The organism is Kitasatospora sp. NPDC056446 (assembly GCF_042796115.1).
In the GTDB taxonomy this organism is placed as follows: domain Bacteria; phylum Actinomycetota; class Actinomycetes; order Streptomycetales; family Streptomycetaceae; genus Kitasatospora.
In genome coordinates this window covers 21,913-34,889 of record NZ_JBHTRF010000026.1, presented here as the reverse complement: position 1 = coordinate 34,889, position 12,977 = coordinate 21,913, and the positions used below count along the sequence as shown (strand labels likewise).

General features: G+C 75.9%; 10 protein-coding genes. 5 read left to right on the top strand and 5 right to left on the bottom strand.

Features of this window, described 5'->3' with window-relative positions; translation table 11 throughout:
• Positions 1-56: 56 nt before the first annotated feature.
• The gene (locus ACFQ6N_RS18300) at positions 57-2,765 is read right to left on the bottom strand and encodes a hypothetical protein (protein ID WP_380650120.1); all 2,709 of its coding nucleotides are present in this window, start codon (positions 2,763-2,765) and stop codon (positions 57-59) included.
• 230 nt (positions 2,766-2,995) lie between these two features.
• Between ACFQ6N_RS18300 and ACFQ6N_RS18295 the strand changes: the two genes are divergently transcribed.
• Both ACFQ6N_RS18295 and ACFQ6N_RS18290 read left to right on the top strand, forming a co-directional pair.
• A complete protein-coding gene (locus ACFQ6N_RS18295) occupies positions 2,996-3,196 on the top strand; it encodes a hypothetical protein (RefSeq protein ID WP_380650119.1) in 201 nt (66 codons plus the stop codon).
• 159 nt (positions 3,197-3,355) lie between these two features.
• Positions 3,356-4,720: a cytochrome P450 gene (locus tag ACFQ6N_RS18290; RefSeq protein ID WP_380650118.1), complete on the top strand. Its 1,365-nt coding sequence runs from the start codon at positions 3,356-3,358 to the stop codon at positions 4,718-4,720.
• 154 nt (positions 4,721-4,874) lie between these two features.
• Here ACFQ6N_RS18290 and ACFQ6N_RS18285 read toward each other — a convergent pair whose 3' ends face one another.
• From ACFQ6N_RS18285 to ACFQ6N_RS18275, 3 genes are all read right to left on the bottom strand, one after another.
• Positions 4,875-5,897: a HEAT repeat domain-containing protein gene (locus ACFQ6N_RS18285; protein ID WP_380650117.1), complete on the bottom strand. Its 1,023-nt coding sequence runs from the start codon at positions 5,895-5,897 to the stop codon at positions 4,875-4,877.
• 84 nt (positions 5,898-5,981) lie between these two features.
• Positions 5,982-6,644: a HEAT repeat domain-containing protein gene (locus tag ACFQ6N_RS18280; RefSeq protein WP_380650116.1), complete on the bottom strand. Its 663-nt coding sequence runs from the start codon at positions 6,642-6,644 to the stop codon at positions 5,982-5,984.
• A gap of 64 nt (positions 6,645-6,708) precedes the next feature.
• The gene (locus tag ACFQ6N_RS18275; protein ID WP_380650115.1) at positions 6,709-7,425 is read right to left on the bottom strand and encodes a TetR/AcrR family transcriptional regulator C-terminal domain-containing protein; all 717 of its coding nucleotides are present in this window, start codon (positions 7,423-7,425) and stop codon (positions 6,709-6,711) included.
• A gap of 124 nt (positions 7,426-7,549) precedes the next feature.
• On the opposite strand from ACFQ6N_RS18275, the gene ACFQ6N_RS18270 reads away from it, so the two are divergent.
• The gene (locus ACFQ6N_RS18270) at positions 7,550-8,824 is read left to right on the top strand and encodes an MFS transporter (RefSeq protein WP_380650114.1); all 1,275 of its coding nucleotides are present in this window, start codon (positions 7,550-7,552) and stop codon (positions 8,822-8,824) included.
• 185 nt (positions 8,825-9,009) lie between these two features.
• Here the strand turns inward: ACFQ6N_RS18270 and ACFQ6N_RS18265 are convergent, their stop codons facing one another.
• Entirely contained in the window at positions 9,010-10,599 is a 1,590-nt protein-coding gene (locus ACFQ6N_RS18265; RefSeq protein ID WP_380650113.1) for a glutamate synthase subunit beta, read from the bottom strand.
• A 178-nt stretch (positions 10,600-10,777) separates the two neighbouring features.
• Between ACFQ6N_RS18265 and ACFQ6N_RS18260 the strand changes: the two genes are divergently transcribed.
• Positions 10,778-11,458: a response regulator transcription factor gene (locus ACFQ6N_RS18260; protein ID WP_380650112.1), complete on the top strand. Its 681-nt coding sequence runs from the start codon at positions 10,778-10,780 to the stop codon at positions 11,456-11,458.
• Positions 11,455-12,840 (top strand): ATP-binding protein, encoded by a 1,386-nt coding sequence (locus ACFQ6N_RS18255; protein WP_380650111.1) that lies wholly within the window; start codon positions 11,455-11,457, stop codon positions 12,838-12,840. Before ACFQ6N_RS18260 ends, ACFQ6N_RS18255 begins: the two co-directional genes overlap by 4 nt.
• The last annotated feature ends 137 nt before the right edge of the window (positions 12,841-12,977 follow it).

The window sequence follows — 12,977 nt, the reverse complement described above, 5'->3', positions numbered from 1 at the left end:
ACCGTGCCGGACACCGGCCGGCCTCACGCCCGGGCACCGACGGGCCACAGGCGTCCTCAGCTCTCCCCGGTGATCGGATCCCCGGCCAGATCGAGCCCGTACGGCCCGATCTGAACCCCTTCCACGCCGATGTCGGCGGCCTCCCGGTGGAGCGCCCGGACCCCTTCACGGTCACCGGCCTTCTCCCGCAGCTCGGCCAGCGCCACCAGGGCCCGGTCGTGGTCGGCGTCGGCAGCCCGCCGGTAGAGGACCTCCGCCCGCCGCGGCTCCCCCATCGACTCCAGCAACTCGGCCAGCCCGATCAGGCTCTTGGAGTGGCCGACCTCGACAGCCCTCAGCAGGAAGCCCTTCGCACCCTCACGGTCCTTCCTCCACTGCCGCGCCCGGACCAGCGCGTACACCGGCCGGACCCGGCCTTCCTCGACGGCCCGCAGGGCGAACGCCTCCGCCTCCGCGTGCTCCCCCGTCTCCTCCCACAACCGGACGAGCTCGCCCTGGGCATCGCGGTGCCCCGCGTCGACGGCGTGCCGGTAGAGCACCTTCGCCGCCTCCCGGTCCCCCGACCGCTCCCGGTACCCGGCCAGTCCGGCCAACGCGCCGGGGTGCCGGACATCGACGGCCTGTCGGACGATCGCCTCGGCGCCGTCCCGGTCCCCCGCCCGCTCCCGCAGGCGGACCAGCATGACCACGGCATGGGAGGAACCGGCCTCCGCAGCCTGCCAGTAGAGCTCCTCCGCGCCCTCCAGCGCCCCCGACTTCTCCCACATCCGGGCCAGCATGAGCACCGCCTTGATGTCGCCGGCGTCGACGGCACGCCGGTAGAGCACCTCCGCGCTCTCCCGGTCCCCCGCCAGCTCCCGCTTCCGGGCCAACGTCGTCACATCCCCGGGGTCGCCGTCCTCCGCCGCCCGAAGAGCGACCGCCTCCGCCTCCGTCCGGTCCCCCGCCTCCTCCAGCAGCCGGACCAGCCGGTAGACGGCGAGCCTGTCGCCCGCCGCGACAGCCCGCCGGTAGGACGCGTCCGCGCCGTCCCGGTCCCCCGCCCGCTCGCGATGCTCGGCAAATTCCGTCAGGGCGCCGGGTTCACCGCCCTCGGCAGCCCGAAGGGCGGCCTTCTCCGCGCCTTCCGAATCCCCCACCCGCACCAGCATCCGAATCAACTCGCGCGCCGCACGCCGCTCACCGGCTTCGGCGGCCTGACGGAAGAGGCTGTCCGCACCGCCCCAGTCCCCCTCGCGCTCCCGCTGCAGCGCCAGATCGAACAGGTCCGGAACATGGCCGGCGTCGAGGGCGCGCCGGTCGAGGTGCCGGGCCCACTGCCGGCGGTACCTGCGATGCGCGGCGCCCGCGAGGTTGTTGAGGTCCTCGGGGCGGGTGAGGTGGGCGTCGGCGGCGTACCAGAACGACGCGGGCGGGAAGATCCGGCGGCGGGCGGTGCGACCGTACTGTTCCAGGTAGTCGGCCAGAACGAACAGCGGACCGGCGGCGGTTGCGGCCGCCGGCCCCTCGGCCGGAGCCGAGCCCGGAGCCGAGCCCGGAGCGGAGTCCGGTCGTCCCGGGGACCGCCGGGCGGGACGGGATCCGCTGCGGCGCAGCGGCGCCTGCTTGCCGTGGACCCGCCGGGCCAGGTCCGCGAAGGCGGCCTCGGCCCAGTCCTCGGTGAGGTCGTCCCAGTCCTGGTCGGTGAGGTAGTCGGCGGCGGCGTCGACCAGGAACCGGTGGGGCAGGTGCAGGCCGACACCGAGACGGCGGGCGTCCATCGCGGCCTCGATCAGCGCCCGCACCGGCGGGGTCCCGGTCTCGTAGCGGCGCAACAACTCCGGTGCGCCGGCCAGGTCCTGGGCGAGGCGCCCGTGGGAACGGGTCCGAGTGAGGGCGTCGGCGAGGAGCCGGTCGCCGCCTTCGGCGAGGACCTCCGCGGCGGCCAGCGCCGTGTCGTCGAAGCACTCCGGAATGGTGAGCGTACGGGCGGCGAGCAGCTCACGGACCCGGCTGTGCGGGTCCGGGTCCTGCGCCGACGCGGGGATGACGGTGTACCGGTCCGCGTACTCGGGCCACAGCGTGCCCAGCACCAGGACCGGTGCACGGCAGGGCTCGGTCAGGAGGGTGTGCAGCGCTGCCGCGATCCGCTCGCCGACCTGCGCGTCGCCGAGGTAGTGCTGCGCCTCGTTCAACCAGACCACCGTGCGTGGCCGGACGCGCTGGAGGTCGGCGAGCGCGGCCTCCGCGCGCGTCGGATCGTAGGGGTGCCACAGCCGCCAGCCGGCGGCGGCGAGCGGCTGCACGGCCTCCCAGCAGGCGCGGGTCTTGCCCGTCGAGGACGACCCGACGAGCACCACCATCCCGCTGCGGCCGCGCTCGGCCGTGGCCACCGTCCTCGCCAGGACCGTGTCGTGGGCGCGGCGCACGTAGGCGGACAGCACCCGCCCGTCCCGGGCACCCGGGGCGGCGGCGGTGCCCGCCGGATGGACCTCCAGCGCGTGCGGGTCCCACTCGTCGATCGGCCTGCCGGGGCCCGCGTCCGAACCCGGCCCCGGCCCCGCACCCACCGCCGGGCCCGAACCCCTCGGACCGGCGGGTACGGACTCCGCGACCGCCCGGCGCCTCAGCTCCAGCAGCTCATGCTGCTCCTCCTCCGACAGGCCGAGCGCCCGGGACAGCGCGGCGACCGTCTCCGCCGAGGCCGGCGGCGCCCCGTCCCGCACGGCTTCGTGGACGGTGGTACGGCTGAGGTCGGCCCGGGAGGCGAGCTGGGTCTTCGTCATCCGCGCATGTGCCACGGCGTCAGCCAGCCGCCCCCGCAGTGCTTCGAGCGCCCCGTTCGGGCTCCCCGGGCCATCCGGCCTCCCACCCACGCGTCCCCCAACCCTCCGTGAACCTTCGGTGTCCGACGGTGTCCGACGGTGTCCATCATCGTCCGCTCCGGACCACAGCGGACCCCGTTTCCGCGAGCTTGGGTCACGTCCGACCCACCGCCAGCTCTCAGGAGTCCGCCGTGACCCGTACCGCCGTCATCCTGCTCACCGTGGCACTCGTCCTCGTGTTCGCGCTCCTCGCGGCCGCCGCCGCGGGCACGCTCGCCCGCCTGGACGGTGCGACCCACCCCGCCGCCCTGGTGCGCGCCGCCACCGCCTTCGCCGCGGTGCTCACCCTGGCCGCCGCCGTCGCCGCCGCGCTCGCCCCGTACCTGGGATGAGCCGGCAGGGGCCTTCTCCTTCGAACAGGCCGTCGCCGATGACGCCGACGAGGACGCCGGCGACCCGCCGGGCCGGTACGCCGCCCTCCGGCTTCCGGCGCGGGCGGGCAGAATCCGATCGGTCGTCACCAGTCCGATCGGTCGTCACCAGGAGGTCCGATGAACATCCCCGGTCCCGAACCCCACCCGGACGGCGGGGCAGGAGCCATCGCCCGGGCGGGCGGACTGCACGCCTACCAACTGTGGCTGCACGCCGAGTTCGGGCCGGTCGTCCGGTTCCAGCTGCCCGGCGCCGAGACCGCCGTGTCGATCGCCGACCCGGTCCTGCTGGAGGCCACGGTCCACCTCGACGAGCGGCCCGAGCGACTGTTCTCCTTCCTGGACCCGCTGTTCGAGGCGGGGAACCTCCAGGTGCTCCCGGCCGAGGAGCACGCCCCGTGGCGCCGGCTGCTGCTCACGGTCCTCGCCGGACGGCCCTCGCACGAACGGCACTTCGCCCGTTTCACGGCCCTGGCGACCGAACTCGCCGACCGCTGGGCCGCCCTGCCCGCCGACGAGCCCGTCGAGCTCCAACGGGAGCTCACCGGGCTCTCCCTCCGGATGATCTGCGCCTACGCCCTGGGCGGCGAGGCCGAGGACCCGGACGGCACGGTCGAGGCCTTCGAGACGGTGCTCACCGACCACCTGGGACGCCTCTACCAAGTACCAGAGGCCGAGGCACCGGGCGCCGAGGCGCGGGCGCAGCGAGCCGAACGCACCGCAGCGGCGCTCGCCCGGCTGCGGGCGACGGTCGACCGGGTGATCGCGGCGCACCGCCCGGGCCTCCCCGCCGGCCCCGACGACCGCAGCGACCGCAGCGACCTGATCGGCGCCCTCGTCGAGGCCGGTCAGAGCCCCGCGAGGATCCGCGACACCGTCCTCGCGACGATGCTCGCCGCCCACCACACCACCGGCGTGGCCGTCTCCTGGACCCTGCACCTGCTCGGCGGGCACCCGGAAGCGGCCGAGCGCGTGACCGAGGAGCTCGACCGCGTCCTCGCCGACCGCGCCGCACCGGACTACGCCGACCTGCCCCGGCTGCCGTACCTGGAGATGGTCCTCCGGGAGTCGCTGCGCCGCTGCCCGCCCGGCCCGTACGGCGCCCGGCGGACCACCGGCCCGCTGACCGTCGGCGGTTACCGGGTCCCCGCCGGAGCGGTGGTCTTCTACCCGATCCAGGCCGTCCACCTGAACCCCGCGTACTGGCCGAACCCGGAACTGTTCCGCCCCGAGCGGTTCACCCCGGAGGAGTCGGCCGGGCGCCCGCGCCTGGCCTGGATCCCGTTCGGCCTGGGCCCGCGCAGCTGCGAGGGGGCAGGCCTGGCCGTGCTGGAGGCCCGGCTGCTGCTGGCCGTCCTGCTCAAACGCTTCCGCTTCCGGCCCGAGCCGGGCCATCGGGTGGTCCCGGTCGAACGGTTCGTCCTCCGGGCCGCCGACGACATCCGCATGCTGGTCGACGCGCGGACCCCGGACGGCGCCCCCTGAAACCGGGTGAACCGAGTGGCCAGGGCCCAGGCCCCGGGGCCGGAACACCCGGACAAGGACGCACGGACCGGGACGCACGGACCGGCACGGACCGGCCGGAACGGAGCCCCCTGATCGGACCTGCCTCCTCTGCCGGCCTGCTCAACCTGCCTGCTCAGGCCGGCCGGCGCGCGTCACGCAACCCGCGGATGTACGTCGCGGTCAGCGCGACGGCGCGGTCCTCGTCCTGCGCCAGGTCCGCGAGGGCGCGGGACGCCGTGGCCCCCGGGACGTCCGCGAGCGCCTGCGCCACCCGTCGGCGTGCGGACGCTCCCGAGGTGCCGGAGGCGAGCCGGTCGACGAAGCCGGTGGCGATCCGCTCCGCCACCACGGGATCGGCTGCCAGTGCGCTCAACGCATCGGCCGCGTCGGCGTCGCTCCTCCCCACGACGACCATGTCGAGGAGCGTCGGCACCGCGTCGGCCGCTCCACGTGCCCCGAGCGCCAGGGCCGCGCACTCGCGGACCACCGGGTCGGGGTCGGCGAGGGCGTCCCGCAACCGTGCGGTCGAGTCGCCGTGCGGAATCTCGGCGATGGCCCGGACGGCACGCTCGCGCACCTCGGCCGAGGGTGAGCCGAGGCCCTCCGCGAGCAGAGCTGACGCGTCCTCGCCCGATCGCACCAGGGCCCAGCGCAGGGCTCCGGCGACGACCGGGTCCGACTCGCCCAGCACGGCCTCGGCCAGGGCGTCCACCGGCACGGGAACGTCCTCGGCCGCGGAGGCCGCGGACAGGGCCGCGCGTTGCCGCGCCCCCGGACTGTTCGACTCCAGCGCCTGGAGGAGCGCGACGATCCGGAGGACGTCCTCCCAGCCTGCGGGCTCCGCGGCACCGATCCGCCGGAGCCGGGTGAGCAGTTCCGTCTCGGCGGCGATCCGCTCCCTGGTCCGGCGGATGAGGTCGTCGACGAGCTCCGGGGGTGCGAAGGCGGGATCGTCCAGGGCGCGTCCGACCTCCTGGAGCGACAGCCCCAGGGACCGCAGGATCTCGATGTGGAGGATCCGCCGGATGTTCTCGTCGGAGTACTCCCGGTACCCGGAGTCGGTGCGGCCCGACGGCCGCACCAGGCCGAGCGACTCGTAGTGCCTGAGCATCCGGGCACTGACCCCGGACTGCCGCGCGACGTCACCGATCAGCACTGCCCGTCGCCCCTCACTCGTCGCCCTCTCCCCGGCCCACTCCCGGCCTTTTCCTCGGGCCCACGCCCCGGCCCACTCCCCCGCTCACTCCTCGGGCGGGCCGAGGGCCACGACACGCTTCGCCTCCTCGATCGCGAACTCGAATCCGGCGTCCGGGTCGTGCCACAGCCGTTCCGTGGCGATCGCGTGCGCGCGCACCCGGGGGTCCGGGTCCATCGTCGCGGCGACCAGTGCCGGCGCCATCACCTCCCCGAGCCCGATCAGCGCCCGGCTGAGGCTCAGCCGCGTCTCCCGTGTGCCGCGCCCGAACTGCGTCGCCAACCCTACGGCCAGCTCGCGCTCCTCACCCTCGGGTACAAGCACGACCGCTGCCCGCCAGGCGCTCCGGGCCACCTCCTCGTCCGCGTCGGCCAGCAGCTCCGGGGTGATCGCCGGCCAGGCCCGCCGGTCCCCGATCTTGGACAGCGTGTGCAGCGCCTGGCTCCGTGCCTGCGCACGCTCCGAGCGGACCTCGCCCAGGAGCAGCGGGACCGTCAACGCCGCCGGGTGGCGGGTGAGCGCCCAGGTGAGCATCTCGCGCACGAAGAACTCGGGCTCGACCGCGCACCGCTCGACGAGCGTGTCGACGTACGCCGGGTCCGGGACCGTCCCCACGGCCAAGGCCGCCTGCAAGCGGACCGACGAGCTGCCGCTCGCCAGCCCCCGGAGCGCCCGCCCCGTGTTCGTTTCCTCCACTGGCCTGGTCATCAGGACCACCTCCTGGACCACAGTGAAAGGCTTGTCACGGTGTCAAGGTCAAGCGGCGCCGGGATCAGGGCCGGTCGTGGCGCCACACCGGCCCGTCCCCCTCCGCCGCCTCCGGCCCGGCGGCCACCACCGGTCCGCCGGCCCCGGCCCCCGCCGCCGTCTCCCGGGCGATCTCCGCCCGGAAGCCCTCGACCAGCACCCGCAGCCCGTACTCGAAGTCGGTGTCGTGGTCGGTCATCCGCAGCACGTCGGCCGCCTCGCGCAGCAGCGGCAGCGTGCGCAGCGCCTCGTCCGGGAAGGGCGCTCCGCCGCGCCCGGCGGCGTCCTGCTGCCAGGCCTGCTCCTCGGTGACCCAGCCCATGATGTACCGGTCGACGGTCAGCAGCAGCCGCAGCGCCGTGCGCGGGCGCAGGCCCGCCCGGCAGAGGGCGCTCAGCTGGGCCTCGACGGCCGGCAGCTCGTCCTCGGTGGGCAGGGTCCCGGCGTGCACCCGGGCGCCGTCGCGGTAGGCGAGCAGGGCGTGGCGCTTGGCCCTGGCATCGGCCGCGATCCAGTCGGGCCAGTGCTCCGGGTCCGGTTCGCGGTCGGGCGGCAGGGCCTCGGCGAGCATCGCCTCGGCCATCAGGTCGAGCAGTTCCCGCTTGCTCTTGAAGTGCCAGTACAACGCCGGCGATTGGACGCCGAGTTCGCGGGCGAGCCGGCGGGTGGTCAGCCCTTCGATGCCCTCCTCGTTGAGCAGGCGCAGCGCGGTGCGCACCACGTCGTCGCGGCTGAGTGCCATCCGTTCGCCCTCCCGGGTTAATCGCTTGCCAGGCCCACCTTATCGCCGATAAGTTCCCGAGCTGGAACTTATCAGCGATAAGGAAGGCCCTCGCGGTGGCGACGGCCATGAGAGGAGCACCTGTATGACCTCGGCCCCCGACCGCCTCCGCTCCAGGCTGCTCCCGAACACCGCGCCCTGGCGCTCCTCCCGGGACTTCCGGCTGGTCTGGACGTCCGGAACGGTCACCCTGTTCGGCTCGATCTTCACCATGACGGCGATCCCGCTGCAGATCGCCGACCTCACCGGCTCGCCGTGGGCCGTGGGCGCGGTCGGCGCGGTCGAGCTGGTGCCCACCCTCGTGTTCGGCCTGTACGGCGGCGTCCTCGCCGACCGCACCGACCGCCGCACCGTGGCCCTGGCCACCGAGGTCGCGCTGGCCGCGCTCAGCGCCCTGCTGCTGGCCCACGCCCTGCTCGGCGCCCCCTCCGTCTGGCCGCTCTACGCCGCCGCCGGGCTGGCCGCGGCCCTCCAGGGCATCCAGCAGCCCTCGCTCGAGGCGATGATCCCCCGGCTGGTCCCGCACGATCAGCTGGTGGCGGCCGGTGCCCTGCTCTCACTGCGCTGGAGCATCGGCGGGGTGGTCGCACCGGCCGCCGCCGGGCTGCTGATCGCCACCGCCGGGGCGCCGGCGGCCTACCTGGTGGACGTCGGCACCTTCCTGGCCTCGATCGTCTTCCTCGCCCGGATGCGCCCGGTCCCCTCGGCCCGGGACGCCGAACGGCCACAGCTGGGCGAGTTCGTCGAGGGCGCCCGGTACGTGGCCCGACGGCCGGACTTGATCGGCACCTACCTGGCCGACCTCGCGGCCACCGTGTTCGCCCTGCCCACCGCGCTGTTCCCGTTCCTGGCCGAGGACCTGGAGGCGGCGTGGGCGCTGGGCCTGCTCTACTCGGCCGGTGCGGCCGGCAGCCTGATCGCCGCGGCGACGGGCGGCTGGACGGAGCGGGTGCACCGGCACGGCCGGGTGGTCGTGCTCTCCGCCGCCCTCGTCGGAGCGGCGACGGCGGCGGCGGCGTTCGCCCCGGGCCTGTGGGCCGTCCTGCTCTGTCTGACCGTCGCCGGGGGCGGGCACTGGATCGGTGACACCTTCCGCGGCGCCATCTGGAACCAGTCCATTCCGGACGGGCTGCGCGGCCGCGCAGCCGGGGTGGAGATGCTGGTCGGCTCCGCCGGGCCCGCCCTGGGCGACCTACGGGCGGGCGGGCTCGCCGCCCGGCAGGGCATCCGGGCCGCGCTGGGCACCGGCGGCCTGCTCTGCCTCGGCAGCGCCGCCGCCCTGTCCGCGGCGATACCCGCACTCTGGCGCTACGACCGGCGCGCGCACCGGGTCGGGCCGGCCATGGAGCCAGCGCCGTGACGGCGGCCCTCCACCCGGGGGCCCGCACCGTGACGGCCGCCCTCCGCTCGGGAGCCCGCGCCGTGACGGCCGCCCTCCACCCGGGAGTCCGGGTCCCCCGCCCGGCACCCCACGTCCTTCGCCCCGCGCCCGGCCCCGGCGCCCACCGCCCGACAACCGAACTCCCACCCCCGACCGCCGACGCCTCACAGCGTCAGTGCCCGCGCCGAGGCCCGGATCGGCGCCGGGAGTTCGGTGCGGCCCCGCAGGTAGCGGTCCACCGCCGCGGCCGCCGCCCGGCCCTCGGCGATCGCCCAGACGATCAGCGACTGGCCCCGGCCGGCGTCGCCCGCGACGAACACGCCCTCCGCCGCGGTGCCGAAGTCGTCGTCCCTGGCCAGGGTGCCCTCCGGCCCGAGGGCGAGGCCGAGTCGGCCGATCAGCCGCTGGTCCGGCTCCGGCCCGGTGAAGCCCGTCGCGAGCAGCGCGAGCTGCGCCGGCAGGCTCCGTTCGGTCCCGGCCCGCGGGCTGCGGTCGGCGGGCTCCGCCTCGGCGCAGCGGACGGCGGCGAGCCGCCCGTCCGGGCCCGCCTCGAAGCCCACGGTGACCGCCGTGAACACCCGGGGCCCGGCCACGGCGGCACCGGACTCCTCGTGCGAAGTGGTCTCCCGGTACACCTTGGGGTGGACGGGCCACGGCTCCCCGGGCGCCCGGTGGTCCGGCGGGCACGGGTTGATGTCCAACTGGGTGACCGAGGCGGCGTGCTGGCGCAGCGCCGTGCCCAGGCAGTCGGCCGCGGTGTCCCCGCCGCCGACGATCACCACGTCGCGACCCTCGGCGGAGACCGGGGAGACGGGGCAGTCGCCCTCGTCCACCCGGTTCGCCCAGGTCAGGTACTCCATCGCCGGGTGCACTCCGGGGAGTCGGCGCCCTGGCACCGGCAGCTCCCGGCAGGCGGTGGCGCCCACGGCGACCACCAGCGCGTCGTATCCGGCCCGCAGTTCCTCGGCCGCCACGTCCCGTCCGACCCACACCCCGGTGCGGAAGACGGTGCCCTCCTCCCGCAGCTGGTCCAGCCGCCGTTCCAGCCGGTGCTTCTCCAGCCGGAACGGCGGGATCCCGTACCGCAGCAGCCCGCCCGGGCGGTCGGCCCGCTCGTACACGGTGGTGGCGTGCCCGGCCCTGGTGAGCTGTTGGGCGGCGGCCAGCCCGGCCGGTCCCGAACCGATCACCGCGACCCGCCGCCCGCTCCCTCCCCCGGCGGCCCGGGCATCACCCCACCCCGCACCGCCTCCCCGTCCCCCCGCACTGCCGCTCCCCTCCGCACTGCCGCCCCCTGTCGCACAACCGCCCCACACGGCCGGGCCGTCACCCCGCCCGGGCGGCCTCGGCGCGTCCCAGCCCTCCTCCCAGGCCCGGTCGGCGATCGCCAGCTCCACGTTCTTGATGGCCACGGCGGCCCCGTCGATCGCCAGCACGCAGGCGCTCTCGCAGGGCGCCGGGCAGAGCCGTCCGGTGAACTCCGGGAAGTTGTTCGTCGCCAGCAGCCGGGCCGCCGCCGCCCGCCAGTCCGCCGCGGCGAGCAGCCGGTTCCACTCCGGCACCAGGTTCCCCAGCGGGCAGGCGCTGTGGCAGAACGGCAGCCCGCAGTCCATGCACCGCTCCGCCTGCCCACCGACGAGTGGCAGCAGCGCCCCCGGCCGGTAGACCTCCCGCCAGTCCCCCAGGCGCTCCTGCGCGTCCCGCCGCTCCCGCTCCGCGCGCGGAGTGGTGAGGAAGGCCATCCGGTCTGCCATCGCGGCCTCCGGCAGGGCGAGTCGACACGGACCCGGCGACCCACCCGGCGGCGCGCCACCGTGTGGCCACCGTACGCCTGCGAAGGAGCGCGCGAAAGCGGCGGCCGTCCGGGCCCGCCCCACTCCTGCCCCGACCCGCCCGGACCCGCCGTGAGCACGCCAGGAGAGAATCCTCCCCATGACCCACACCGTGCTGATCGCCGAGGACGACCGGGCCATCCGCGACTCGCTCACCCGCGCGCTCATGCTGGAGGGCTACCGGGTCCGGATCGCCGCGAACGGCACCCAGACCCTGGCCGTCCTCGCCGAACAGCGCCCGGACGTCCTGCTGCTCGACGTGATGATGCCCGAGCCGGACGGCCTGGAGGTCTGCCGCCGGTTGCGCGCCGCCGGCGACCGCACCCCGGTGCTGATGCTCACCGCCCGGGTCGAGGTCCCGGACCGGATCGCCGGCCTCGACGCGGGGGCCGACGACTACCTGGTCAAGCCCTTCGACGTGGAGGAGTTGTTCGCCCGGCTGCGCGCCCTGCTGCGCCGCAACCCGCCCGCCCCGGACGCCGAGGTCCTGACCGTCGCCGACCTGCGGATGGAACCGCCCGCCCGGCGGGCCTGGCGCGCCGGGCGGGAACTGGAGCTGTCCCGCACCGAGTTCGACCTGCTGGAGCTGCTGACCCGCAACGCCGGGGCCGTCCTCGACCAGGCGACCCTGTACGAGCGGATCTGGGGCTACGACTTCGGCCCGGGCTCCAAGAACCTCGCCGTGTTCATCGGCTACCTGCGCCGCAAGCTCGACCGCGCCGGCCTGCCCCCGCTGATCCACACCGTCCGCGGCGTCGGCTACACGCTGCGCGAGCCGTGACCGGCCCCGCCCGCCGCCGCCCGCACCTGCCGCGTCCGGGCCTGCGCACCACCCTCTCGCTCGCCTTCGCCGCGATCGCCGCCCTGGTCGCCGTGCTGATCGGCGCGCTCGGCTACCACGCCGCCGCCCGGCTGATCCGGGACGACGAGACGGCCGACTTCACCGCGGCCGTCGACTCCGTCGACCGGCAGGTCGAACGGGAGGTGCTCTTCCCGGGGGACTTCGCCGGCCCGAGCGGTCTGAGCAGCGACCTGCTGCGCCCGATCCGGGTGACCGCGCAGGCGCTCGACCCCGATGCCCGGCTGCTCCCCGGCACCGCCCGGCTCGACCTGCCGCTCACCGCGGCCGACCGCGAACTCGCCCGGGCCGTCGAGCCCGGCCGCACCGCGAGCGGCGTGCGCCGGCTGCACGGCGACACCCTGCGGGTGGGGGTGGTCTCGCTCGGCGGCGGCCGCGGCGCGGTCCAGATCATCCAGCAGGTCGGTCCCACCGAGCACCTGCTGGCCGCGCTGCGGATCCGGACGGCGGCGCTGGTGGCGGTCGTCTCGGTGCTCGCGGGCGGGGCCGGCTGGCTGCTGGCCGGCCGGATCACGGGCAGGCTGGTCCGGCTCACCGACGCGGCCGAACTGGTCGCCTCCAGCGGGCGCCTGGACGTCCCGGTGCCCGCCGCCGGCACGGACGAGGTGGGCCGGCTGGGCCGGGCCTTCGACCGGATGCTGGTCCGGCTCGCCACCGCCAAGGAGAACCAGCGCCGGCTCGTCCAGGACGCCGGGCACGAGCTGCGGACCCCGCTGACCAGCCTGCGCACCAATCTCTCGGTGCTCCCCGCCATGGACCGGCTGCCACCGCCCGAGCGCGTCGCGCTGATGGCCGATCTGGCGGAGGAGGCACGGGAGTTGACCCTGCTGGTGGAGGAGCTGGTGGCGCTCGCCGCCGACCGCCGGGCGGACGAGCAGCCGACGGATCTGGTCCTGGCCGAGGTGGTCCGCGGGGCCGTCGCCCAGGCCCGGCGGCGCGGCAACCGGGAGATCCTGGTCGACGCGGACGACACCGTCGTCACCGCCCGCGCGGACGCGCTGGCCCGCGCGGTGGGCAACCTGCTGGACAACGCCGCCAAGTTCGACCCGGCCGGGACGGGTCCGATCGAGGTGGTGGTGCGGGGCACCCGGGTGGAGGTGCGCGACCGCGGCCCGGGCATCGACGAGGCCGATCTCGACCGGCTCTTCGACCGCTTCTACCGGGCCACGGCCGCCCGCAGCCTGCCCGGTTCGGGGCTGGGCCTGGCGATCGTGCACGAGGTGGCCCGCTCGCACGGCGGCGCCGCCTTCGCCGCCAACCGGGAGGGCGGCGGCGCGGTGATCGGCTTCACGCTCGGCGGCTGACGGCACGAAGCGGGCCCGGTGCGCCGAGGCACCGGGCCCGCCCGCAGGACCGCCGTCGGACGGGCCCGTCAGGCCGGGACAGCTGTGGCCGTCAGGCCGGGCCCACCGTCAGGGACCGGGCCCACCGTCAAGACCGG